Origin of the sequence: Propionispora sp. 2/2-37 (genome assembly GCF_001298735.1) — a bacterium.
GTDB lineage: Bacteria > Bacillota > Negativicutes > Propionisporales > Propionisporaceae > Propionispora.
The window spans coordinates 1-25,162 of sequence record NZ_CYSP01000014.1; the positions used below are offsets into that span (position 1 = coordinate 1).

The window sequence follows — 25,162 nt, forward strand, 5'->3', positions numbered from 1 at the left end:
ATGACAGCCACAATTGCAATCGGCATCATGTATTTTAATGGTGTCAAGCTGTGCTTTTACCTGTCCTTTTATATGGTCAATATATTGGCGTCGTAAAACCAACTGTTCTTTCTTTTCCATTTCGGTTAAAAGACCCTGATGTTGCTTGCGGGCCAATTCGTTAATTCTTGCAATTATTTCCGGAGTTATCATTTCTATCCTTCCCATCTCATAGATAATAACCGTTGATGGCTAGAATCTTATCAAATTATCCGGTGACTGTCAACTGCGGCTGAGTCCATTGAACCAGATAGAGATCAGGGTAAACTTAAATAAAATTTAGTGAATCAATTGATAAAAACATAGTATAATGGTAAAGAACATAATAGTATTGATAAATGACCTTAGTCCTGTAAAAGGAGGCGAATTTTTACATGTATGATTTGCTTATTATAGGTGGTGGACCGGCAGGTATGACCGCTGCAGTATATGCAGCGCGCAAAAAAATGAATACGCTACTCATTACCAAGGAGTTTGGTGGTCAACCAATGTGGACGATGGAAATCGAAAACTATATGGGGTATCAGTTTGTGACCGGGCCTGAGCTTATGGCTAAATTTGAAGAACAGGTGCAGCGTTTCTCAACTCCTATAAAATATGAAGAAATAAACAAGCTGGTACGCAATGACGATAGCACGTTCACGGCAATTGGCAATGAAGGCGGTGAATATCGTGCAAAAGCGGTTATTATCGCTTCAGGGAAGAGGCCACGTCTGTTAAATGTACCAGGGGAAAAAGAGTTTACTGGCCGTGGGGTTAGCTATTGTGCCACTTGTGACGGTCCACTATTTGCCGGCAAAACAGTTGCCGTCATCGGAAGCGGAAATTCTGCCGTACAGGCGGCCGTTGAATTGGGAAATGTAGCTGAAAAGGTATATATCGTGGTGCGAAAAGCTTATAGAGCTGATGAAATATTGCTTGATAAGATGAAAAAGCTCAATACGGTTACGGAAGTTATAGGTTATGTTGCGCAAGAAATTATTGGTGAGCAGTTTGTTGAAAAACTGGTTATTGCCAGCAGTGACAGTAAAGAAACCAAGGAATTGTCAGTACAAGGCGTTTTTGTAGAAATTGGTTTAATGCCTAATTCGGAATTTCTTGCTGACATGGTTCAGCTCAATAGAATCGGCGAGGTGCAGGTGGATTGTCATACTAAGACCGGCATTCCCGGACTTTTTGCTGCTGGTGATGTAAATGACGGTCCCGACAAGCAAATTGTTATTGCAGCGGGAGATGGTGCCAAGGCTGCTTTAATGGCATATGATTATTTATTGCGAACTTAGACAAGTGTGCCTAAAATTATTTTCACGATTTTATGAATAAGCAGTGAGACATGCAGTGCGTTACGGCATGGCTCACTGTTTTCTATATATCTGAAAAAATAAATATTTTCATTAGGTCTTGGCTTTTTGAAAATATTGCGTATAATATATATAATTCAACATTTTAATCTATCGTGATTATATGTCAAAAATTAAAGATAAATTTGGAGTGTGGTTATAATGAAAGTTGTGGTTACTATTGTCGGGGAGGACCGGGTTGGGATTATTGCCATGGTAAGCGATATTCTAGCAAGAAACAAAGTGAACATCTTAAACATTAATCAAAACATCGTAAATGGTTTTTTTAACATGGTTATGATTGCAGATATGTCGGATAGCAGCATTAAATTAAAAGATTTGCAATGTACGCTAAAAGAAAAAGGGGAAGAAATTAACTTAGATATAAAAGTGCAGCATGAAGATATATTCCGGATTATGCATCGTGTGTAGTGTGGGATTAAGGAGGCTTTATCATTGTGTTAACAATTCAAGATATTTTTGAAACAAACCGGATGATCGAAGAAAATAAACTTGATGTTCGGACTATCACCATGGGAATTAGTCTTAGAGATTGTGCTCATCCGGATGTAAAAATCTTTTGCCGCAATATTTATGATAAAATTACCCATTTGGCTGAAAACTTGGTGCGTACCGGAGAGGATATTGAAGCTGAATATGGCATACCCATTATTAATAAACGTATTTCCGTTACTCCCATTGCCATTGCGGCAGAAAGCTGTAACACGGATACCTTTGTTCCGGTTGCACAAGCATTGGATGAAGCAGCAAAAATAGTTGGGGTGAATTTTATCGGTGGATTTTCCGCCTTGGTGGAAAAAGGATATACCAGGGGGGACCGTATTCTCATAAAATCTATTCCGGAAGCGTTGGCACGTACAGAACGTGTTTGTTCCTCGGTTAATGTGGCATCTACCAAGGCAGGGATCAATATGGATGCCGTCCGCGAAATGGGCGAAGTTATAAAACTCGCAGCCGAACTTACCAAAGATCGCGATGCTGTTGCCTGCTCAAAACTGGTAGTGTTCGCTAATGTTCCAGAGGACAATCCTTTTATGGCCGGGGCTTTTCATGGCGTTGGTGAAGCGGAAAGCGTCATCAGCGTGGGTGTCAGCGGACCCGGTGTAGTAAAGCGGGCGCTGGAAGATGTAAAGGGTGAGGATTTCAGTGTAGTCGCGGAAACTGTCAAAAAGACGGCTTTTAAAATCACCAGAGTCGGCCAGTTAGTGGCTAGAGAAGCTTCCAGGCGTTTGGACATACCATTTGGTATTATTGATTTATCTTTGGCACCGACACCTGCAGTAGGTGACAGTGTTGCTCATATTTTAGAGGAAATGGGTTTGGAAAGTTGTGGTGCGCCCGGCACAACGGCAGCCCTAGCTCTTTTGAATGATGCAGTGAAAAAAGGCGGACTGATGGCCTCTTCCCACGTAGGTGGTTTAAGCGGAGCGTTTATTCCTGTCAGTGAAGATGCAGGAATGATTGCTGCTGCCGAACGGGGAAGTTTGAGCCTGGAAAAATTAGAAGCGATGACCTGTGTATGTTCTGTTGGTTTAGATATGATTGCCATACCGGGTGATACTTCGGCTGCAACGGTTTCCGGCATTATAGCTGATGAAGCGGCAATCGGGATGATTAATAATAAAACCACGGCTGTCCGTATTATTCCTGCGCCAGGGAAAAAAGCGGGAGATAAAGTGGAATATGGCGGGTTATTTGGCTATTGTCCAATTTTTCCGGTAAGTACGTTCAAGTCTGATGAGTTTATTGCGCGTGGAGGAAGGATTCCCGCGCCGATCCGGAGCTTGACCAACTAATTCTAAAGTAGAAGGCAGCTGAAAATGATATGCGAATTACAAAAGCGGTGAAACAGCAGATGCTGGCATTACTGGAAGAAGCCTATCACAATACCACAACAGCGCTACATTACTCTACTCCATTCGAATTATTGATTGCAGTTATTTTATCGGCACAGTGTACAGATGTCCGGGTCAATATGATTACCGGCAGAATCTTTCCCCGCTACAATACACCGGAGGCCATGCTGGAACTGGGACAGGAGGCTTTGAAAACTTTAATTCGTGATTGCGGGTTATTTCACAGTAAGGCCCGCAATATTCTAGCGACTTGCGAGATATTATGTGCGCGATTTCAGGGGCGGGTTCCGGAAACTAAAGAAGAATTAATGGTACTACCGGGAGTTGGCCGTAAAACTGCAAATGTTTTAATTAGTCAGTTGTTCCACATTCCCGCGATTGCAGTGGATACACATGTATTCCGTGTTGCAAACAGGATGGCGTTAGCTAAGGGTAAGACACCATTGGAGGTTGAAGAGGGGTTAATGAAAGCTATTCCCAAAAATAAATGGAGTGAAGCGCATCATTGGCTGATTTGGCATGGACGGAAAATTTGTAAAGCCCGCAGGCCTGATTGTGCGTTTTGTTGTGTACAAGAGCTATGTCCGAGTGCGGCAACATTTTAACAGGATGAGTCACCTTGTTGCGCGGATGCTTTCTAGAGAGTATAATTTTAGATGGCGTTGGGAGGAGAATGAAGGGTGATTTATCGCAAGGCAAATTTTAAAGATGTGGAGCCTATTCATAAATTGGTAAATGATTATGCTGAAAAGGGAGTTATGTTGTCAAGATCACGTAATGTATTGTATGAGACATTACGTGATATGATTTTAGCGGAAGAAGAAGGCGAAATTGTAGGAGTTGGTGCTCTGCATCTGGTATGGGATGAATTGGCTGAAATTAGGGCGATGGCCATTGCTCCCGGTCATACGAGAAAAGGAATTGGCAGAAGTATTGTTAAAGCGTTGATTGCCGATGCCGAGCAATTGGGGATTAAAACCTTGTTTACCTTGACCTATCAGCCTGAATTTTTTGGCTCCTTGGGATTTACAGAAATCCCCAAAGAACAATTGCCGCATAAAGTGTGGAAAGAGTGTATCAACTGTGCCAAGTTTCCTAATTGTGATGAAATTGCTATGATTAAGATGATTTGATGTAAATCCGTATCACTGTTATAAGGATGCGGATTTTCCTGTGTGTATACCAGTTCTGATTTACTGTTGAAGCGTAGAAATTCTATGATTTTCCAGAACGAATTTTGAAATGTTTATTGAAAAAGTATGTAAGAAAAGTATAATGTATATTGAAGATTACATGAAATACAGGTGCAGGTACTGCATAGATGTTCTTCATCTTGTTGTTAACAAATTTGTTTTATAAGGAGAAGAATATGGAAATTAAGTCGATAAAGAAGCTAAAATTATATGGGTTTAACAATCTGACAAAGACGTTAAGTTTCAATATGTATGATATTTGCTATGCGAAAAGCCCGCAGCACCGTCAGGAGTATATTGAGTATATTGATGAAGAGTATAATGCTGACCGTCTGACCGGTATTTTAACCGAGGTGGCCAACATCATTGGTGCTCACATTTTAAATATTGCTAAACAGGACTACGATCCACAGGGAGCCAGCGTTACCATGTTAATATCGGAAGGAAAGCTTTCATCAACTCCGACAGAAAGCCTTACCGGAGGATCCTGTGGTCCTCTGCCAGATGCGGTGGTAGCTCACTTGGATAAAAGCCATATAACCGTTCATACTTATCCGGAAAGCCATCCGGATAAAGGAATCAGCACTTTTCGGGCGGATATTGATGTTTCGACATGTGGGGAGATTTCACCGTTAAAGGCATTGAATTATCTGATTAACAGTTTCAGTTCGGATATAGCCATTATTGATTATCGGGTTCGTGGATTTACCAGAGATATCAATGGGAAAAAGTTCTATATTGATCATAAAATTAATTCTATCCAAAACTATATTGCGAAAGATACGCGTGAACTTTATCAAATGATTGATGTTAATGTATATCAGGAAAATATATTTCACACAAAAATGCTTTTAAAAGAGTTTGATTTGGACAATTATTTGTTTGGCACAGATCAAAAGGAATTGTTGCCAGGTGAAAAGAAAAAAATAAAACAACGACTAAAGAAAGAAATGGCGGAAATATTCTATGGAAAAAACATCCCTAAAGTATGAAGGGATGTTTTTTTTGTGGCATAAAAAGAGCCCGTAATGATCTTCGCTCCGGCTATAGCTGACCATTACATACCTATACGCAATCTTTCGACTACGTATAAGCATTACACAGCCAACCATAACCTTTGCTCGATTACTGAAAGTACCTGCGAAGCTTACTGCAATCTCCCGACTGCAATAAACCTCTTTGATAAATTCCCGGGACGAATCTCCGGAACCTTCAGCAATCTTAGCTCGACCATTATACATCCCTTTTGACCACACGACAACAGTTGGGCTGCCGTACAGCCTTACAAGACCTATAATGATCTTCCCGCCGACCAATACCGAACCCGCAGACCCGGCATTGATCTTTGGCCGACCAACGTCGAACTCCGGTGAGAAATCCGGCGTCAGTCTTGGCTCAACCACTACGAACCCTTACATATAATAGTATGGCTTAAAACAGGATAATTATTCTGAAAAAATATATCAATTGAGTTACACAAACGTAATAGCATGAGAATAGCAGGATAAAATTTGATAGTAAAAGGAATTAATTTTAAATTGAATATTGTAAAAAAAATGTCGTTGTAATATCTTTGTAACAATTTAGTAACAATTATCTGTTATGATAGTAATAAACTTTTCAGAAAGATTTTTGACAAAGTTGGAGCACGAGAAGGAGGTTTTTAGTTTGAGCTTTCTGAGTCAATTCGTAAAACGGGGTGCCGCGACCATGATTGGAGTGTGTATGCTAGGCTGGACATCGGTTTCTGCTGCGCCACTTTCGCTGGAAGAAGCGATAAATATGGCCCTGGAAAATCATTTGGATATAAAAATGGCTGAGAATGAACAAAAGCAGGCCAAATATGAGCTGAAAAGCACGCAAGGCAGCCAGGGGCTGTCAGTTGACGCTTCGAATACCTTGTACTTAAAAAAAGTGAATGATTCTGCCAGCACAAGCAATAGTGATATTTCTTTATCATTACCATTATATACCGGTGGGAAAAATGAAGGAAATGTAGAAATTGCCAAAAATGATGTGACGATTGCCGAATTAAATCTTTTAAAGACCAAGCAGGATGTAAGACTCAAGGCTGTGACTGCTTATCTGGATGTGATTGAAGCTCGTAAAACTCAGGAAGTCGCACAGGAAACGGTCGATAACTATCAAATGCATTTGGATAACGTAAAAGCCCAGTACAGTGCCGGTAATGTAGCTAAAGCGGACGTGTTAAGATCTGAGGTAGAACTGACGGATGCCGAACAAACGTTGTTAAAGTCGAAAAATGCTTATGAAGTAGCTGTTAATACGTTGAAAAATGTAATACGCTGGAAAAGTACTGAACCATTAGAATTTACAGATGAATTCCAATATGCTCCTTTTCAGATGGCGATGGACGAAAGTGTAACATTTGCTAAGAATCATCGTCCTGATATAACGAAATACCGCCTGGCAATCCAGTCGGCGGAGAAAAGTGTAGATGTTGCTGCAGCCGATCGCAAACCGTCGATAGCTTTAACAGCAGGAACCAGTTGGGACAGTAATGTTTTTCCGAATCCAGGGGATACGGATACCTTTGTAGGAATTACTTCTTCCTGGAACCTATTTGACAATCAAATAACAAAGTCAAAGGTGAAAAAAGCGGAAATCGGTGTTGACACAGCGCAAAAGGAACTGGAATCACAGGAAGATGAAGTGGAGGTAACCGTAAAAGAATATTACCTCACCATGAAAGAGGCGGAAAAAAGGCAGAATACGACACAAATTGCCATAAATAAGGCCAAGGAAGATTATTTTATAGCGCAGGAAAAATATAAGGTCGGAGAAGGAGTTCTTCTTGATGTTATCGACGCACAATTGGCATTAACGACCGCAAGAAACAATTATATTCAAGCTCAATACGATTACGCGACGTACAAGGCAAAACTGGAAAATGCTATGGGGATGGACTAGACTGGGGGTAAAATAATGTGGAAAATCATGAATAAAAAGAAATGGATCGCGGCCTTAGTGCTTATTACGGGAGTTGCCGGAGGAGCTTTTTATTATTATCAGACCTTAAGCAGTAAAACAAACAGCAATCAGCAGACCGTAGCAGTAACAAGGGGAACTATTACTTCCGAAGTTACTGCCACCGGGACAGTAAAGCCGATTAATGCGGTTGATATTTCTTCAAAGGTCACAGCTTTTATCAAGGAAGTTAAAGTAAAAGAAAATGATATTGTTAAAGCTGGACAAATTTTAGCCATTTTAGAGGACAAATCCTTAGAAACCTCGCTGGAAAAAGCCCAATATGAAGTTAATAATACGGGGGCGAAGTATCGACGGTTACAATATCTGCATTCGATCGGTGCTAAATCAGATGCTGATCTGGAAGATGCATTACTCAACTATCAAACAGCAGTGTCTAACTATGATGAGGCGAAGTCGAATTTAAATGAAACGGTGCTGGTTTCACCCATTGATGGGATTGTACTCGGAGAGCCGTTGTCGGTGGGATCGTTAGTTACGGCTGGTGTCAATGATCCGAAAGTTATCATGATGCTTGGTGATATATCAGGAAAAATTGTTAAGGTAAAAGTGGATGAGACCGATATTGGCAAAATAAAAGTAGGACAGCAGGCGACGTTTACTGTTGATTCTTATCAAAATCATACTTTTACCGGTAAAGTCAGCAAAATTGGTCAAATTTCCACTGATACGACGACAACTTCTACTTCATCTTCATCATCCTCCTCTTCGTCGTCCTCTTCTTCGTCATCCTCAAGCAGTGTTATTTACTATTATGTAACACTGTCAGTAGAAGACCCGGAAAATTTATTAAAATCTGAAATGACAGCACGTGTTAATATTAAAGTTGATGAAAAAGACAATGCAATGCTCATTCCTTTGGCGGCTTTGAAAAGCAGTGCCGAGGGACAATATGTGACTGTAGTGCATAGTGACGGTAAAACAGAAAATGTTCCTGTTACAGTTGGGCTGACTAGTGGCGATAAGGTAGAAATCATTGATGGTGTAAATGAAGGCGATATTTTAGTGATATCTTATACGAAGTCACAGAGTGAAAGCACTTCTAAACAAAAGAATAATGGACCTCCACCGCCAATGTAGCGAGAAAAGGGGTTGAATACTAGTGGGGATTGTTTTAGATAACATAACGAAACACTATCGGATGGGAGAAGAAACGGTGGCGGCGCTTGCCGGCGTTTCCCTAGCAGTTAAAGATGGTGAATTTGTGGCGATTATGGGACCTTCGGGCTCAGGAAAATCGACAATAATGAATATTCTTGGTTGCCTTGACCGTCCGAGCAGTGGATCATACTTACTGGATGGTCAGGAAGTGGCTGGCTTGAACGATGACGAATTAGCAAGAACACGGAATAAACGCATCGGTTTTGTTTTTCAAAACTTTAATTTATTATCCAGGGTTTCGGCCCTTGAAAATGTGGCATTGCCTTTAGTTTATGCCGGAGTTCCGGAAAAAGAGCGCTTACAACGGGCGGCCACGATGCTGGACTCTGTCGGATTGTCTGCCCGTAAGCGGCATTTACCAAATGAATTGTCCGGCGGGCAGCGTCAGCGGGTAGCCATCGCACGGGCGTTGATAAATGATCCTAGCATCATTATGGCTGATGAACCGACAGGCAATTTGGATAGCCGCTCCAGTGTGGAAATCATGAAAATCTTTGGAGAACTGTACCAGCAAGACAAAACGGTGATTTTGGTTACCCATGAACCTGATATTGCCGAATATGCGAAACGGGTTATTATGGTTCGTGATGGATTGATTATCAGTGATGAACAAAGGAGCTAAATTATGTTTAAAGAAAGTATTGCCATTGCATTACGGGCGCTGCTGACCAATAAGCTCCGTTCTGTTCTAACCATGCTAGGGATTATTATCGGTGTTGGTGCAGTTATTGCCATGGTATCGATTGGTATGGGAGTTAGAGAAAAAGTGCAAAGTTCCATTGCCAGCCTGGGCAGCAATATGTTGATTATAACGCCGGGAGCGGCATCCTCTCAGGGCGTCCGTTCTGCTTCCGGGAGCAGTACCACATTACTATTAGTAGATGCCGAATATATAAAAAAGACGGTACAAGGAATTGATTATGTAGTGCCTTCAGTGAGTAAATCCTATCAGATTATTGCCGGAAACCAGAACTGGACGACTAGTGTACAGGGAATTACGCCTGAATACATGGCGATTCGAAGCCTAAATGTTGGCAGTGGCAGTTTTATTACTCAACAGCATATCAATTCCCGCAACCGGGTGGCTGTCTTGGGCTCTACTGTGGCGGCAAACCTGTTTGGTGAAACAAATCCGGTCGGGCAAAATATACGTATTAATAACACACCCTATCAGGTCGTCGGTGTTTTGGACAGCAAGGGACAGTCTGCTATGGGGCAGGATCAGGATGATGTTGTGATGATTCCGCTGACAACGGCCCAGGAACGGTTACTAGGCATCACCTACATTAATTCTATTAGCGTCCAAGTAGGTCAAATGGAAGATATGGATCAGGTCCAGGTACAGATTACTTCTTTGTTGCGGCAACGCCATAAAATTACCGGAGACAAAGAGGATGACTTCACGGTTCGTAATTTAACCAGTATTATGGAAATGGCATCCGAAACAACAGAAACTATTACTCTATTGTTGGGAAGTATTGCAGCCATATCCTTACTGGTTGGCGGGATAGGCATTATGAATATTATGATGGTTTCGGTGACGGAACGGACGCGTGAAATAGGAATCAGAAAAGCCCTGGGGGCTACGTATAACAATATAATGCTGCAATTTCTAATTGAGTCTATCGTCATCGGGATCCTTGGTGGTACCGGCGGGATTGTCCTAGGCATTGTGGCGGCATATGCCATTTCCATATTTGGCAGTTTGTCAACTGTTATATCACTTTGGTCAATCTTACTTTCTTTTGGCTTCTCGGTGGCTGTAGGATTATTCTTCGGCATTTATCCTGCAAGAAAGGCAGCTCTACTGGATCCGATTGATGCATTGCGGTTTGAATAATTAAAGGAAAGCAGTACCATTGCTAGTCGAAAAATACAGCATCATGAATTTAAGCGATTATAGCACTACAACTATAAAAAACAAGTCCGAAATTGGCTTCGGGCTTGTTTTTTTATGGTTGTAATGCAATTTTAAGTATATGAACACAATAAATTTTCTGTAGAAATTACAACATTTATGCATTTAATTTTAAATCAGACAAAATTTTATTTAGAAAATCAATGCGTAACGTGTAACGTTTACTAATCAATGCACTGCAAAGATAAGCAATAGCTGGAACAATAGTAAAAAGAAATCCAATACCTTGAAGTGCTATTGGGTTTTGGACAGTGGCCCCTGCCTGATAGTTTACACCGGCTAAAACCCAGCCAATCAGCGCACCACCCAAGGCAAGACCTAGTTTTAAAACAAAAAGAGTACCGGCAAAACTAATTCCTGTTAAACGTTTTCCATATTTCCATTCCCCGTATTCAACCGTATCAGACATCATAACCCACTGGATCGGAGTAATCATCTGATGCAGAACACCAATGACAAATATAAAAACAAATAAAGTAAACAAAGCATTCATCGGGACAAAAACATAATCAGGCTGATAAAGGCAAGAAACCAATTAGACCAGTAAAAAACAGTAACTTTACAGATATGATCAGATAAAGGCTTGGCTAGAGCACTTCCTAATAAATTGCCTATCGAATAAATAGCAAGAAAAAACGCAAAATAACCGGCATTGCCAAGAATATAGGTAACATAGTACATCATAGCACCGCCGCGGACAGATACGGCTAAAATATTTAAAAGGGTCAGCATCCCGACAATTCTCCATTGATCATTGTGCAAGATAGCCTGGATATCTTTTTTTATACTAGATGTGTCTGCTTTCGTTGCCTGTATTCTTTCCCGTGTACAGGCAAAACAAATGATAAACATGATGGCAGCAATAACGGCAAGTATACTGATACCCCCCTGGTAACCCCAGGCCTGGTCGCCTTTGCCGATAAACTCTGCCAAAGGTGCCATAAGTACTGTGCTTAGCATACCACCGGCGGTTGCAAGAACAAAACGATACGATTGTAAAGACATACGTTGGTCAGGATCCGTGGTAATAACGCCACCTAAGGCACAATAGGGAATATTTACGGCGGTATATAATAAAGTCAATAGGGTATAAGTTGCTGCAGCAAAGATCATTTTACCTTCCAGACTCAGACTGGGAGTACTATAAGTAAGAATACAGGATAATGTGAAAGGAACGGCACCAAACAACAAATACGGTCTAAATTGTCCCCAACGGGAACGTGTTCGGTCAGCTATTAGTCCCATAATAGGATCGGATATGGCATCAAGAACGCGGGCAAATAAAAACATGGTTCCGACAAACCACGATGGGATACCGAAAATATCTGTATAAAAAAACATCAAATATAGCATGACGTTATCAAAGACAATATGGCTGGCGGCATCGCCCAAGCCATAGCCTATTTTTTCTGTCCGTGACAATACACTCATTTTTCCAACCTCCATTTTGTTAGTAGAAACAATGGTTAAGGTTAAAGAATTATTTGCAGTTCTTTTGTTCCAGGTTTAAGTCGGATGCGAACTCCCAAGTTTTCCTGTTCTCCTATACATTCTCCTGAAAGTGAAGTTACGGGAAGATATTTACCCCGTAAAATCAAGAAACATGGTTTCGTTATTCCGGTAAAACTAGCGTATAGAGTATTACGTTGGCGGGTTACAATTGCAGTTAATGCTGCAGTACCTTCTAGGTTGTAGATTGTAGTTGTTGCCGTGTGACCGTTCTGCAAGGCGAAAAGATGTAATTCCAATTGATCAATATACTCATAATCGGGGCGTTCTTGATTGGCGCCAATGGGCAATAAAGTGTTTTCGCGTACATAAACCGGAAGACTAAAAAAGTCGTGAGTTTCCTTGTGCCAAGTTCCGCCGGCTAGTTCTTCATTGCTAAATAAATGGGTCCAACAACCTGAAGGTAAATAAAAACTAACTGTCCCGGCGTCATTAAAAATAGGAGCGACTAAAACGGAATCGCCTAACATATATTGGCGGTCCAAATATTCACAGCCGGGATCTTGGGGAAATTCTAACCACATGGCTCTCATAACAGGTAATCCACGTTTGGCAGCTACAACAGCTATTGCATAGAGATAAGGCATTAAGCGGCATTTCCAGTTAGTAAAAAAACGTAGGACGTCAACCGCTTCTTCATCATATAGCCAGGGTACCCGGTAAGATTTGCTGCCATGTAGCCTGCTATGGCTAGATAAGAGTCCAAAAGCGCACCAGCGTTTATACACATGAGCGGAAGCAGTATTTTCAAAACCACCGATGTCATGACTCCAAAAACCAAAGCCTGACAGGCTTAAAGACAGGCCACCACGCAGGCTTTCCGCCATTGATTCAAAAGTAGCGTAGCAATCACCACCCCAATGAACGGGAAAAGATTGACTGCCAACAGTCGCCGAACGGGCAAACAACACGGTATTACGGCTACCTTTTTTTGACTGCAGCAGGTCAAATACTGTTTTATTAAATAAATAAGTATAATAATTATGCATTTTTTGTGGGTCGGAGCCATCATAATATGTAACATCGGTTGGAATTCGTTCGCCAAAATCGGTTTTAAAACAGTCAATACCCATGTCGACTAACCGTTCCAAATAGCCACTATACCAGCGGCAGGCTGCTGGGTTGGTAAAATCGACAATAGCCTGGCCGGGTTGCCATTTATCCCATTGCCATATATTCCCTTCTTTATTTTTAAGAAAGTAACTGTTTTCCATCCCTTCAGGAAATAATGCTGACTGTTGACTGATATAAGGATTGATCCAAACGCATATCTTTAATCCTTTGGCCTTTAGACGTTGTATCATCCCCTGAGGATCGGGAAAAACCGTAGAGTCCCATTCGAAATTACACCAATGAAAAGCTTTCATCCAAAAACAGTCAAAATGAAAAACATGTAATGTCAGGGAACGTTGTTTCATACCATTGACAAAACTGTTAACGGTTTGTTCGTCATAACTTGTGGTGAAAGATGTCGTCAGCCATAGACCAAAGGACCAGGCCGGCGGTAGGGAGGGACGCCCGGTTAAGAGCGTATAGCGCTCAAGTACTTCCTTAGGCGTGGGTCCATCGATGATATAATATTCCAGGGATTCTCCTGGTACATTAAATTGTACTTTAGAGACTTTTTCTGAGGCTATTTCAAGGGAAACCAGTTCAGGATGATTGACAAAAACTCCATATCCATGATTTGTCAGGTAAAAAGGTATATTTTTATAGGCTTGTTCGGTACTGGTACCGCCATCGCGGTTCCAGGTTTCAATAATTTGTCCGTTTTTTACAAAAGCAGTGAAATGTTCGCCTAAGCCATAAACAGTCTCACCAACTTGCAAGTCCAGACGTTCATACATATAGGTTTGTTTAGTTGTTAGATTTTTAGCATATCCTGATGATTTGACATTGCTGCAGGTAATCTGTTTGTCGTTATGCAGAAATTTGATTTTCCAATTTTCTGATTTACTGATAGATAGACTTAATTGACCCGTTTGCAAAGTAGCTTGATTGGCTTTATTACTGCATTGTACGATGCAATGATTGTCGAAATGAAGCTTGAAATGAGGTTTGGTAGGATAAATACCTTTGAAATGCTCTATCCGGACGCCAATTACACCGGACATAGGGGAGAAAAAGCGATAGGTAAATAGCGAAACATCTAATTGGTCTTCTCTTAACTCCACATTTCTCGGGGTTACAAAAGCAACTAATTCTTTTTCATGGATTTGAATCTCATGTACATAGAGTGGGGATAATATGTCCAGAGTTTCCTGAACAAGCCAATTGCCATCGCTAACTTTCATAATAATCATTCCTTTAATTTATATGTTTGTTGAAACGACCAACAAATATGATAAACTAATATATATAACCTTGCTCCTTTCTTAATAGTCGTAATTTTCTGCTATATCTTATTATAGGAGGATTTATGGGGATACTCTTGCATTATATTGATTTTTTATATTAATATAATGATATTTTTTGATTAATATATTTTGTAGTTTTTAAAACAAAATAAGAGTATGTTTGTGTTATAAAGTGTACTTTTTCTAATATTGATATTTATGAGAGGTGGATGGATGGATAAGTCGATATTGAAAGAGAATCGCATTCATGGCAGTTCATTGTTTCCGCTTGGAACTTATAAGATGGTATGTCAACAGGGGGATAAAATACTTGATTGTCACTGGCATGAAGAGTGGGAATTCTTATTGGTAAAGGAAGGTTGTGCGGTATTTCAAATAGAGACATCTTATTACGAGCTTCATGCCGGACAAGCAATTTTTATAAATGGAAGTAATATTCACGCCGGACATCCATTAAATCATTTACCTTGTACTTATTATGCACTTGTCTTCGATCCGCTTTTTTTATGTAGTCATGGTTTCGATATTCTTCAGGTTAATTTTATTGATCCACTAGTAAAAAGACAATTAATATTACCTGAATTTATAAGTGGGCAGGAGGAATGGGAGAAAAAGATAATAAATAGGCTATTAACCATATTTACTATTTGTTCGGAGGTACCTCATGGGTATGAATTAGCAGTTAAGGCTGAACTTTTGATGATTTTGTGTGAATTCATACAGAATAAAAATATGCAAAAAGTAGAAAAAAACATTTCCGCAAGCTATAAATCAGGGCAAATGAAAAAAATCATTCATTATATTCACACGAATTACAATAAAAAGATCAGTATAAAAAATCTTTCCGAAGTTGTCGGGCTAAGTGAAGGGCATTTTTGTCGTTTCTTTAAACAGATTATGAGACAGACACCGATTGAATATATCAATGCTTATCGGGTTCATATTGCTACCCGAATGATAAAAGAAACTGACAGAAAAATTTTGGAAGTCGCATTAAGTGTTGGCTTTGACAATTTAAGCTATTTTTATAGTGTTTTCAAAAAACATACACATTGTACTCCATTGGAATACCGGAAAACTAAAAGATAACGTTAGCGCATACATATAGTTTTAATATATGAAAACCCGCTATCAATAAAGTTTGTTGAAAGCGGGTTTAGAATTCTATTTTATAATTCCCTCAATTATTCTTTGTTGGCAACAGATCAATCCGATCTCCATCATCTAATGCGTACCTGACATCACAAGCATGACCATTGACTTTAATTGAGCCTACCTCGGATTCCAATATCTCCAATTCCTCCAATAATTCTTTAACAAGGATACTTTCCGATACGTCGACAGCCAACACGCCGCTTGTGCTGGAAGGTGCATATTTCTTAAGCTCGGCAAATAATCTTACCTCAATTACCATTAATAAAACACTCTCCCTGTTATCCAGATACACACATGATTCATGTGCAATAAAAGATTCAAATTTTATCTTGGGCACAAATACAATACATTTGATTATAGCTATTCGCCACTAAGTTTAAAAATTCCTTCAAAATGTAAAAAAATGGAATATATTTTCTTGTGTTTTCTAAATGTATTCTGCTTGACATCAGTATATGGTTTTGCTATAGTAATCTTAATTAATTAACTATGCTAAAACGTGATGAGCAGGAGAAGTAAATCAGATTTATTTTTCAGAGAGCCGGGGGATGGTGGAACCCGGTAAGTAAACTGATTGAAATACACCTGGGAGCAGCAGGTCGAAATAGAAGTAGACTTTGCCGGAGCGCCACCGTTATCATAGGCTAGGGTATCAGATTTTATCTCGTACCTGAGTAAAGCGGCTTGCAATGCAAGCAGGGTGGTACCGCGGGCTTATATCCCGTCCCTGATTGGGGACGGGATTTTTTGTGTTCTTTTGAAATAATTTATTATGGAGGAATGCTTTATGATTATTGTGATGAGTCAACAGGCTATTGAGGAAGAAATAAACCGAATTATCGATAAACTAACAGAATATGGTTTAACCCCTCATTTGTCAAGGGGAACTACACGAACTATTATTGGTGTTATTGGTGATAAAAAGTTAATTGCCGAACTTCCCATGGAAGCGATGCCGGGAGTAGAAAAAACAATAGTAGTTAGTGAAAGTTATAAATTAGTCAGTCGTAATTTTAAGCAGGAAGACAGTATTATTGAAGTTGATGGAGTGAAAATAGGCGGAAAGAATCTCAGTATAATGGCAGGTCCGTGTGCGGTAGAAAGTCTGGAACAGCTTTTAGAATCTGCCAGGATTGTTAAAGCGGCGGGAGCACAATTTTTAAGAGGCGGAGCCTACAAGCCGCGGACATCACCATATGCCTTTCAGGGGTTGGAAAGAAAAGGACTGGAGTTCCTGGCAAAAGCAAGAGCCAAGACAGGATTAAAGATTGTTACAGAAGTAGTGGATGTAGAATCTGTACCTATTGTTAGTGAATATGCCGATATGCTCCAAATTGGTGCCAGAAATATGCAAAATTTCCAGTTGCTTAAAACAATTGGGAAAACTAAAAAACCTGTGCTGTTAAAGCGAGGATTAGCTGCGACGATTAATGAATGGTTAAATGCGGCGGAGTATATTATGAGTGAAGGTAATTACAACGTAGTTTTGTGTGAACGTGGTATTCGTACTTTTGAAGATTATACACGAAATACCTTGGATTTAAGTGCTGTTGCTGCGGTAAAAAATATCAGCCATTTACCGGTAATTGTAGATCCAAGTCATGGAACCGGCAAATGGAGGTTGGTTCGTCCGATGTCCCGTGCGGCCGTTGCTACCGGTGCTGATGGTTTAATGATCGAGGTGCATCCTGATCCCAGCAAGGCGTTATCTGATGGAAAACAATCGCTCACTCCGGAAAACTTTTCTCTGGTTATGCAAGAAATAGCTGCTATTGCTGCCCTTGGGGGTAAGGTGCTGTCATGAGCAAGATTCATATTTGTATTATCGGTATGGGCCTTATCGGTGGATCACTTGGTTTGGCCTTAAAAGAAGCTTCTTATGATCAATTTAACATAACAGCTGTTGATAATAATCCGCAGTCATTGAAGATAGCAGTGGAACGTGGTGCAGCTGATCAGATATGTACAGAACCCAGTCAGGGAGTCAGGAAGGCGGATATTGTTTTTATTTGTACTCCTGTCCTGCAAATTGTACCTATCGTTGAGCAAATATTGCCGTTTTTAAAAAAAGAAACCATTATAACCGATGTTGGTAGTACGAAAGAATATCTTGCCGAAAAAATTAATGCAATTCTTCCGGCAGGTATAAGTTATGTTGGTGGTCATCCCATGGCAGGCAGAGAGCAAAGCGGGATTGAAGCAGCGGATAAAACGCTATTTCGTAATAAATGGTATATTTTCATTCCGGAAGTGTCCACTTCACTGCAGGCGCTGAAGGCAGTTACACATATTATTGAATATACCGGAGCAAACATCACGACAATGAAAGTGAAGGAGCATGACCGGTGTGCTGCGGTTATCAGTCACGTGCCACATGTAGCGGCAGCTTCGATGGTAAATTTGCTTGATTTTTCTCACGATGCCGACGAAAGCTTAAAATTGGCCGGAGGAGGATTCCGGGATACGACCCGTATTGCTTCATCTAATGCCGATATGTGGGCAGATATATGTTTGACCAATGGGGCAGCCATTACGGATGGCCTGGAAGATTTGCGGAGTTTGTTGGCTCAAGTCATTCTTGATATTGAAAGGGGAAACCGGCAGGCTATTCATGATTTTTTTAGTGTGGCCAAAAAACGGCGTGATGCATTGCTTAACATGTCGCTTTAGTTTATTTGTTATACTTGTCTTAGAATAAAGCTTGTAGCTGCGTTAGCTTTCTTTTTCAATTATTTTATTAGTTAGGGCTGACTTAACGGTTACCCCAGGAAGGTTACCCAGTCTGCCGGTTAGGGCGCCTATCTCATCGGTATTTCCTTCAATAATAAGTGCAATTACACCTACATTTTCCCCATGCTTGGGAATTCCCATCCGGCCGGTAATCAAGTGACCATATTGACTTAGAATCTGGTTCACACGATTAGCTATAGCTGAAGGTTCCTCAATAATAATTCCAACGACACCAATACGTTTTCCCATATAATACCGCCTCCTTGAAGGATTAAAGCTCTATCTTAGCAACCTGAAATTTTCTTATACCTCAATTATACACTAGGAGGAGAAAAGATAAGAAAAAATTGACATTTTAAATGACCCAGCATTATTGTAACCTCAGTATTTTATCTTGCATAGTATATAAGGAAATCAGAATAAGGTGGATTCTATTATACTGGGAGGTAAAATCATGGCTGATGAAGAAAGGGGAAATTACACGGTTGACCAAGATGACCGGCACATGATTCATGTGCATACATTTAATACGGAGGCTGATGTGGCATGCGAACATCAGCATATTATTCAGGCTGTTACCGGTCCGGCCAGAGACTCAGGAAATTCACATGTGCATCGTGTACGTGGAAGGACTTCTTTTTTATCGGAAGGAGCGGAGGGTCACTGGCATTGGTTTGATGTTGTTTCGGGTCCGGCAATTGCTATGCCGGAAGATACGCATACACACTTTATTGATGGTGAGACCAGTTATAATGACGGACACAGCCACACTTTTTCGGACGTCGTGGGGATCGCTCCGGATATGGAAGATGACGAAGAAGATGATACTTGTGATGATGACCACAAGTATAAAAAACATAAAAAATATCGTGAGGAAGAACCGGCAGAAGAATAATGTCGTGTTTGTTTAGCTGCTGCTTTAAAACAGCAGCTTTTTTGCGGAGTTTTCTTCTCAAAAATACTTATATCAAGAGGAGGATATTCAGAAATAATATTGAATATAGCAACAAAATAAAGACTATACAACGCTGTAAAAAATAGGGGTGGTTGATACTATGCGTAGTGATATTGTAAAAAAGGGCTCTACGAGAGCAGCTCATAGATCGTTGTTTTATGCTATGGGATATAGTCCTGAAGATTTAAAAAAACCATTAATTGGTGTTGTGAATGCATTTAACGAGATTATTCCTGGTCATATCCATTTGCGTACCATTGCGGATGCAGCAAAGCTTGGTATTGCCGCTGCAGGAGGAACACCGGTTGAGTTTCCGGCTATTGGTATTTGCGATGGGATTGCCATGGGACATGAAGGCATGAAATATCCCCTGGCTAGTCGGGAGTTAATTGCCGATTCAATTGAAGCTGTTGCGATGGGACATGCTTTTGACGGGTTAGTGCTGATTCCCAACTGTGATAAAATTGTTCCGGGGATGCTCATGGCTGCTGCCCGTATCAATATTCCCTGTGTTGTTGTCAGCGGTGGTCCCATGATGGCTGGCAGATATCAGGGAGGAGACATTAGTGTGACGCAAATGTTCGAAGCGGCTGGACTATACGAAGCAGGAAAGATAAGTGCCGAAGAATTGACGGAAATGGAACAGTCGGCGTGCCCCGGCTGCGGCTCCTGTGCCGGATTGTTTACTGCAAATACTATGAACTGTTTGACTGAGGTGTTGGGGATGGGCTTGCCGGGCAATGGCACTATTCCTGCTGCCTATCTTGGTGCCAGAAAAATGCTGGCTAAAAAAGCGGGACAAGTTATTCTTGATTTAGTGGAAAAAGATATAAAACCCTGTGATATTATGACACTGGAGGCTTTTAAAAATGCTATTGCTGTTGACATGGGGATTGGTGGATCTTCCAATACCGTACTGCATTTGACGGCTATTGCTCATGAAGCGGGAATTCAACTGCCGCTGGAACTGTTTGACCAGATCAGTTTAAAAACCCCGTACATTACGAAATTAAGTCCGGCAGGGACTCATCATTTACAGGACTTAAATGAAGCAGGCGGCATATCGGCTGTGATGATGGAGTTGGCCAAAGCCGGTGTGATTCAGACGAAAGCGCTGACGGTGGATGGAACGATTGGAGCCCGTATTGAACATGCTGTTATCAGGCGCACTGATGTGATTAAACCCATTGACGTTCCGTATCGTAACCGCGGTGGCATTGCGATTTTAAAGGGGAATTTGGCTCTTGATGGCGCAGTGGTTAAAGAAAGCGCGGTAGCTGAAGATATGTTGATCTTTGAAGGAAAGGCACGGGTTTTTAATTCAGAAGATGAAGCAATTGAAGCCATTATCGGTAAAAAGGTTCATGACGGAGATGTGGTGGTCATTCGTTACGAAGGGCCTAAAGGCGGGCCAGGAATGCGTGAAATGCTTAATCCCACCGCAGTTATCGCTGGAATGGGTCTGCGGGTTGCTTTACTTACTGATGGGCGATTCAGCGGTGCTACCCGGGGGGCCTGTATTGGCCATATTTCCCCTGAAGCAGCTGAAGGTGGAAATATTGCTTTAATCCGTGAGGGAGATATTATCAACATTGATATTCCGGCACGGAAGTTGGAGGTAAGGCTAACGGATGATGAACTTAAACAGCGCAGATCATCCTGGACGGCTCCGGAACCTAAAGTCAAAAGCGGTTATTTGGCAAGGTATATGAGAATGGTCACATCGGCAAATACCGGAGCAGTTGTGAAATAAAAAGCAAAAGTATGGCTCTCCCCTTTTTTGTGCACAATAAAGCTATGAGTATACAAAAGACGGGAGGGTTTTCTTTTGGAGGTATTGGTCGGTGTTGATGTTGGATCGGTTAGCACCAATATTGCATTACTAAATGTAAAAGGCAGTGTACTGGATACGTTATATATCCGGACAAACGGCAGGCCTATTGAGGCGGTACAAAGCGGACTGAGGAAAATCAAGGAAAGAAATTCGTCGCTGAATGTTGTCGGTGTTGGTACTACCGGCAGCGGGCGTCAATTAGCAGGAATTATATTAGGCGCTGATGCGATAAAAAATGAAATTACCGCGCATGCTGTGGCTGCTGCTCATCTTGTTCCTGATGTGCGTACAATTATTGAAATCGGCGGTCAGGATTCTAAAATTATTATCCTTCGTGACAGTATTGTTGTTGATTTTGCTATGAATAGTGTGTGTGCTGCCGGTACCGGTTCTTTTTTAGATCAGCAGGCCGCCCGTTTGGATATACCGATTGAAACCTTTGGCGAATATGCTGGCCGGTCTCAGGTTCCGGTGCGCATTGCCGGCCGCTGTGCGGTATTTGCCGAGTCGGATATGATTCACAAACAGCAGACTGGTCATCAAATAGAGGATATTCTCCATGGATTATGTCAGGCATTGGCACGAAATTATTTGAATAATGTAGGTAAGGGCAAACAGATTGCCAGCCCGGTTATTTTTCAGGGGGGAGTAGCTGCCAATCAGGGAATGAAGAGGGCTTTTGAAGAAATATTGCAGTGCAAGATTATTGTTCCTGAATATTACAATGTCATGGGGGCTGTTGGTGCTGCGTTGCTGGCAGGTGAACAACGTAACCGGGAAAAGGGGAGTAAGTTTCGCGGTTTTGATATATTAGATGATGATTTTACACCAAAAAGTTTTGAATGTAATGGTTGCCCTAATCTATGTGAGGTTGTAGAACTGCAAATTAATCATGCTACTGCTGCCATGTGGGGAGACCGTTGCGGGAAGTGGAGTAATCAGCCGAGACAATGAATGTAATTTTCTGCCAATGTTAATGTGCGTTATTGGCGTCTCCAACCTTTAACAGGAAAAGTAATTTACCTTACCGCAGAAAAATTTTCGGTACAAATGGTTACTAAGGTTCTAAATAGTCTTATTAAAAAGTTGGTTAAAAAGCATAATTTGCGATTCGGGCAGATATGATGCATTGAAGCGGTTGGATGAACAAGCACTGGCCAATGGTATATAATTTATGATGCGAACGGTATCAAAGAGTTGCTGAATTCGAACCCGAAAGAACGGTAAGTATGTTCTTATGGGTTCATTTTTTATTAAATTTTTTGATGATAAAAGCTAATTTAAAAAAATTGCCTTGTAAACTAAATAGTGATACAATCATATTCGGTATAGGTTTCAAGAACGGCAGGTGGTATATTAAATGCATATTGTGTTGGTTGAACCGGAAATTCCAGGAAATACTGGAAATATTGCTCGTTTGTGTGCTGCAACTCAAAGTGAGTTACATCTGGTAAAGCCGTTGGGATTTTCCATTGAAGATCGTTATTTAAAAAGGGCAGGACTTGACTACTGGCATTTGGTTACTGTACATCTTTATGAATCTTTTGAAGAAGTAGCGGAAAAATATAAAAATCATAACTTTTATTTCAATACAACAAAGGCAAGTAAACATTATACAGAAATTCGTTATTATGACGATGATTTTTTAGTATTTGGTAAAGAAACAGCCGGTTTGCCAGCTGTTTTGCTGGAAAACAATCCAGATTACTGCATCCGTATTCCTATGCTTAACGAAGCCCGGTCGCTGAATTTATCAAATGCGGTTGCTATCGTTGTATATGAGGGGCTGCGGCAGCAAAATTTTACTTATTTAAGGTGATAGAGTATGAGATACGCAGTATTCGGACCGGCCGGTAATCCGGAGGCTTTTTATCAAGCGGGTTATAAAGCTTCGATACATATGCCCAAGTGGCTGTCGGACCAAAAGTTATCGGCGTATGAGTATCAATGTAGCCGGGGAGCAAATGTAAGAGAAGACACAGCTCGCATGATTGGCCAGCAAGCTATGCAATATGGTATAAAACTAAGTATTCATGCTCCTTACTATATCAGCCTGGCAACAGCGAATCAGGAAACTGCAGGCAATACGGTACAACATTTCCTTCGTTCTTTACGCGTCGCTTCATGGATGGGGGCGGATCGGGTTATTTTTCATATCGGTGGTTGTGGCAGGGAAAAACGGGAAGTAGCCTTTGACAGAGCAAAAAAAGCTTTTGCTGTAGTCTTAAATGAGGTTGAAAGAGAAGGTTTGACCGGAATCTATTTGGCTCCTGAAACGATGGGTAAACAAAATCAATTGGGGACACTGACAGAAGTTTTAGAATTTTGCAAAATGTCGCCATGGGTTATTCCCGCTGTTGATTTTGGACATCTTCATGCTGTTAGCAGAGGCGCTTATACCCGGTTAGAAGAGTTTGCAAGCGTTTTTGAGCAAGTTTCAGCTGCAGTTGGTGCTGAAACAGCGAGTAATTTACATATTCATTTTAGCAAGATTGAATTTACTAAAGCAGGTGAAAAACGTCATTGGACGTTTAACGATTCTTTTGGGCCACCGCACGAACCGTTGCTGGAACTCTGTGCCCGCAGGGGTTATTCACCGCGTATTATTTGTGAATCAGCGGGTACGCAGGGCATTGATTCACGGATTATGCAGGATTTGTATTTTCAGTACTTACAACAACCTAGAGAGGGCTAGCCCAGAATGAAAGCAGATCAGTCAGCATATTATATAAGGGAAAATGGGGGGAATGCAATGAGTACCTATGACGCGGCTCATACATTGGCGAATGTTCTTAAAAACTCAATAGAGTATCAAGAACTGTTAAAAGCGCAAAAGACTATTGAGAATGATGAACAGGCAAAAAAAATGGTGAAAGAATTCATAGCCAAACAAATGGAAATTGAATTTCAGATGATGTCGGGGAAACCGGAAGATAAGGAGCAGACAACTCGCTTACAAAAGATGTATGAGTTGTTGGCTCTAAATACTAAATCACGTGATTTTCTGCAAGCGTACATGCGTTTTCAACGCATGATGGCTGATGTTTATAAAATTATTGGCGAAGCTACTGCCGAAGGATTGAATTTTATTGGTAAATAATACTCAAAATGAAGAGTTTATCTTAAAATTATGCAGGACGATAAAGTCTGACCGTTTATTTTTGAGCGAGCCAATGTCGAAACATACGACTTTCCGTATTGGCGGTCCAGCTGACTATCTTCTTTTTCCGGGATCTGTTGCCGAGATTATTTCAGCATTAACCTTAGCCCAACAATATTCTATTCCGGTGACAGTTGTTGGCAATGGTTCTAATATGTTAGTTCTTGACAAGGGGATTCGGGGAATGGTGTTAAAGTTTGGCCGGAATATGAGTGATATACGGTTGCAGGATGACCGGCTAATTGTTGGCTCTGGGGCGATTTTGGGTGATGTCTCTCGTTTCGCGGCTGGAAATCATTTAAAAGGGATGGAATTTGCTGTAGGAATCCCTGGTAGTATTGGTGGTGCTGTCTTTATGAATGCCGGTGCTTATGATGGTGAGATGAGTCATGTAGTATCAGCAGTATCGGCAGTTTGCCTTGATGGTACTTTTAATCATTTTTCACATGATCAACTTGACTTTGGCTATCGGCATAGTATTTTTCAGGATAATCACTGCATTATTTGTGAAGTGGAACTGAAATTACAATCGGGACAAATGCAGGAAATTGAAGATAAAATGAATGAATATACAAAAAAACGTGAAAGCAAGCAACCTGTGGAAATGCCAAGTGCGGGCAGCACTTTTAAACGGCCGGCAGGTAATTTTGCAGGTACACTGATTGAACAAGCAGGACTGAAAGGATTAAAAATCGGTGGTGCCCAGGTGTCAGAAAAGCATGCCGGGTTTATTATTAATGCAGGTGGAGCAACGGCACAGGATGTTTTGACCCTGATACAGGAAGTACAACGACGAGTATATGAATATGCAGGAGTTAAGCTACATCCGGAGGTACGTATATTAGGTGAAGAATAGATAATTAGTATATAAAAAAGGCCTGGCTTCAGCCAGGTTTTTTATATAAGGCAACGTTCCTTAGTAGTT

Annotated in this window: 24 protein-coding genes, 1 pseudogene and 1 other annotated feature; of the genes and pseudogenes, 20 read left to right on the forward strand and 5 right to left on the reverse strand. The window is 40.9% G+C overall.

Annotation, left to right across the window (positions count from 1 at the left end; translation table 11 throughout):
* Positions 1 to 192 (reverse strand): DUF896 domain-containing protein (locus P22_RS14715; RefSeq protein ID WP_054261001.1); only part of this gene is annotated, 192 nt, incomplete at its 3' end.
* A 221-nt stretch (positions 193 to 413) separates the two neighbouring features.
* Between P22_RS14715 and P22_RS14720 the strand changes: the two genes are divergently transcribed.
* From P22_RS14720 to P22_RS14765, 10 genes are all read left to right on the forward strand, one after another.
* Complete coding sequence (locus tag P22_RS14720; RefSeq protein ID WP_054261002.1) at positions 414 to 1,322, forward strand: NAD(P)/FAD-dependent oxidoreductase; 909 nt, start codon at positions 414 to 416, stop codon at positions 1,320 to 1,322.
* Between the two features lie 219 nt (positions 1,323 to 1,541).
* Positions 1,542 to 1,811 carry an ACT domain-containing protein gene (locus tag P22_RS14725; RefSeq protein WP_054261003.1) on the forward strand — a complete coding sequence of 90 codons (270 nt, stop codon included), beginning with the start codon at positions 1,542 to 1,544 and terminating at the stop codon, positions 1,809 to 1,811.
* Positions 1,812 to 1,837: 26 nt separating this feature from the next.
* Entirely contained in the window at positions 1,838 to 3,196 is a 1,359-nt protein-coding gene (locus tag P22_RS14730; protein ID WP_054261004.1) for a PFL family protein, read from the forward strand.
* Positions 3,197 to 3,225: 29 nt separating this feature from the next.
* Positions 3,226 to 3,861: an endonuclease III gene (gene nth, locus P22_RS14735; protein WP_054261005.1), complete on the forward strand. Its 636-nt coding sequence runs from the start codon at positions 3,226 to 3,228 to the stop codon at positions 3,859 to 3,861.
* 75 nt (positions 3,862 to 3,936) lie between these two features.
* Positions 3,937 to 4,389: an N-acetyltransferase gene (locus P22_RS14740; protein WP_054261006.1), complete on the forward strand. Its 453-nt coding sequence runs from the start codon at positions 3,937 to 3,939 to the stop codon at positions 4,387 to 4,389.
* Positions 4,390 to 4,625: 236 nt separating this feature from the next.
* A complete protein-coding gene (gene speD, locus P22_RS14745) occupies positions 4,626 to 5,441 on the forward strand; it encodes an adenosylmethionine decarboxylase (protein WP_054261007.1) in 816 nt (271 codons plus the stop codon).
* 676 nt (positions 5,442 to 6,117) lie between these two features.
* A complete protein-coding gene (locus P22_RS14750; protein ID WP_054261008.1) occupies positions 6,118 to 7,380 on the forward strand; it encodes a TolC family protein in 1,263 nt (420 codons plus the stop codon).
* A gap of 15 nt (positions 7,381 to 7,395) precedes the next feature.
* Positions 7,396 to 8,538: an efflux RND transporter periplasmic adaptor subunit gene (locus P22_RS14755; protein ID WP_235814672.1), complete on the forward strand. Its 1,143-nt coding sequence runs from the start codon at positions 7,396 to 7,398 to the stop codon at positions 8,536 to 8,538.
* A 22-nt stretch (positions 8,539 to 8,560) separates the two neighbouring features.
* Positions 8,561 to 9,241, forward strand: coding sequence for an ABC transporter ATP-binding protein (locus P22_RS14760; protein WP_054261009.1), 681 nt, complete (start codon positions 8,561 to 8,563; stop codon positions 9,239 to 9,241).
* Between the two features lie 3 nt (positions 9,242 to 9,244).
* A complete protein-coding gene (locus tag P22_RS14765; RefSeq protein ID WP_054261010.1) occupies positions 9,245 to 10,459 on the forward strand; it encodes an ABC transporter permease in 1,215 nt (404 codons plus the stop codon).
* A 175-nt stretch (positions 10,460 to 10,634) separates the two neighbouring features.
* On the opposite strand, the pseudogene P22_RS14770 reads toward P22_RS14765, so the two are convergent.
* Positions 10,635 to 11,983: pseudogene (locus P22_RS14770) on the reverse strand (glycoside-pentoside-hexuronide (GPH):cation symporter).
* A gap of 26 nt (positions 11,984 to 12,009) precedes the next feature.
* The gene (gene yicI, locus P22_RS14775) at positions 12,010 to 14,340 is read right to left on the reverse strand and encodes an alpha-xylosidase (RefSeq protein WP_054261011.1); all 2,331 of its coding nucleotides are present in this window, start codon (positions 14,338 to 14,340) and stop codon (positions 12,010 to 12,012) included.
* Positions 14,341 to 14,616: 276 nt separating this feature from the next.
* Between yicI and P22_RS14780 the strand changes: the two genes are divergently transcribed.
* The gene (locus P22_RS14780) at positions 14,617 to 15,492 is read left to right on the forward strand and encodes an AraC family transcriptional regulator (protein WP_054261012.1); all 876 of its coding nucleotides are present in this window, start codon (positions 14,617 to 14,619) and stop codon (positions 15,490 to 15,492) included.
* Between the two features lie 91 nt (positions 15,493 to 15,583).
* Here the strand turns inward: P22_RS14780 and P22_RS14785 are convergent, their stop codons facing one another.
* Positions 15,584 to 15,817 carry a MoaD/ThiS family protein gene (locus tag P22_RS14785; protein ID WP_054261013.1) on the reverse strand — a complete coding sequence of 78 codons (234 nt, stop codon included), beginning with the start codon at positions 15,815 to 15,817 and terminating at the stop codon, positions 15,584 to 15,586.
* A 234-nt stretch (positions 15,818 to 16,051) separates the two neighbouring features.
* Positions 16,052 to 16,290, forward strand: a binding site (T-box leader).
* A 55-nt stretch (positions 16,291 to 16,345) separates the two neighbouring features.
* Here P22_RS14785 and aroF point away from each other — a divergent pair.
* Both aroF and P22_RS14795 read left to right on the forward strand, forming a co-directional pair.
* Positions 16,346 to 17,362 (forward strand): 3-deoxy-7-phosphoheptulonate synthase, encoded by a 1,017-nt coding sequence (gene aroF / locus P22_RS14790; RefSeq protein WP_054261014.1) that lies wholly within the window; start codon positions 16,346 to 16,348, stop codon positions 17,360 to 17,362.
* Entirely contained in the window at positions 17,359 to 18,228 is an 870-nt protein-coding gene (locus tag P22_RS14795; protein WP_054261015.1) for a prephenate dehydrogenase, read from the forward strand. The genes aroF and P22_RS14795 overlap by 4 nt, the downstream gene beginning before the upstream one ends.
* Before the next feature lie 42 nt (positions 18,229 to 18,270).
* On the opposite strand, the gene P22_RS14800 is transcribed toward P22_RS14795, so the two are convergent.
* Positions 18,271 to 18,537 (reverse strand): TM1266 family iron-only hydrogenase system putative regulator, encoded by a 267-nt coding sequence (locus P22_RS14800; protein ID WP_054261016.1) that lies wholly within the window; start codon positions 18,535 to 18,537, stop codon positions 18,271 to 18,273.
* 205 nt (positions 18,538 to 18,742) lie between these two features.
* On the opposite strand from P22_RS14800, the gene P22_RS14805 reads away from it, so the two are divergent.
* The 7 genes from P22_RS14805 (at position 18,743) to murB (ending at position 25,093) form a co-directional block, all read left to right on the forward strand.
* Positions 18,743 to 19,183 carry a YmaF family protein gene (locus P22_RS14805; RefSeq protein WP_054261017.1) on the forward strand — a complete coding sequence of 147 codons (441 nt, stop codon included), beginning with the start codon at positions 18,743 to 18,745 and terminating at the stop codon, positions 19,181 to 19,183.
* A 160-nt stretch (positions 19,184 to 19,343) separates the two neighbouring features.
* Positions 19,344 to 20,996, forward strand: coding sequence for a dihydroxy-acid dehydratase (gene ilvD / locus P22_RS14810; protein ID WP_054261018.1), 1,653 nt, complete (start codon positions 19,344 to 19,346; stop codon positions 20,994 to 20,996).
* Between the two features lie 75 nt (positions 20,997 to 21,071).
* Positions 21,072 to 22,031, forward strand: a complete 960-nt coding sequence (locus P22_RS14815; protein WP_054261019.1) for an acyl-CoA dehydratase activase — start codon at positions 21,072 to 21,074, stop codon at positions 22,029 to 22,031.
* A gap of 406 nt (positions 22,032 to 22,437) precedes the next feature.
* Positions 22,438 to 22,896: a tRNA (uridine(34)/cytosine(34)/5-carboxymethylaminomethyluridine(34)-2'-O)-methyltransferase TrmL gene (trmL, locus tag P22_RS14820; RefSeq protein ID WP_054261020.1), complete on the forward strand. Its 459-nt coding sequence runs from the start codon at positions 22,438 to 22,440 to the stop codon at positions 22,894 to 22,896.
* A 6-nt stretch (positions 22,897 to 22,902) separates the two neighbouring features.
* Entirely contained in the window at positions 22,903 to 23,772 is an 870-nt protein-coding gene (locus P22_RS14825) for a TIM barrel protein (protein WP_054261021.1), read from the forward strand.
* Between the two features lie 57 nt (positions 23,773 to 23,829).
* Positions 23,830 to 24,177: a YlbF/YmcA family competence regulator gene (locus P22_RS14830; protein ID WP_054261121.1), complete on the forward strand. Its 348-nt coding sequence runs from the start codon at positions 23,830 to 23,832 to the stop codon at positions 24,175 to 24,177.
* The gene (murB, locus tag P22_RS14835) at positions 24,167 to 25,093 is read left to right on the forward strand and encodes a UDP-N-acetylmuramate dehydrogenase (RefSeq protein WP_054261022.1); all 927 of its coding nucleotides are present in this window, start codon (positions 24,167 to 24,169) and stop codon (positions 25,091 to 25,093) included. The genes P22_RS14830 and murB overlap by 11 nt, the downstream gene beginning before the upstream one ends.
* Positions 25,094 to 25,162 lie beyond the last annotated feature (69 nt).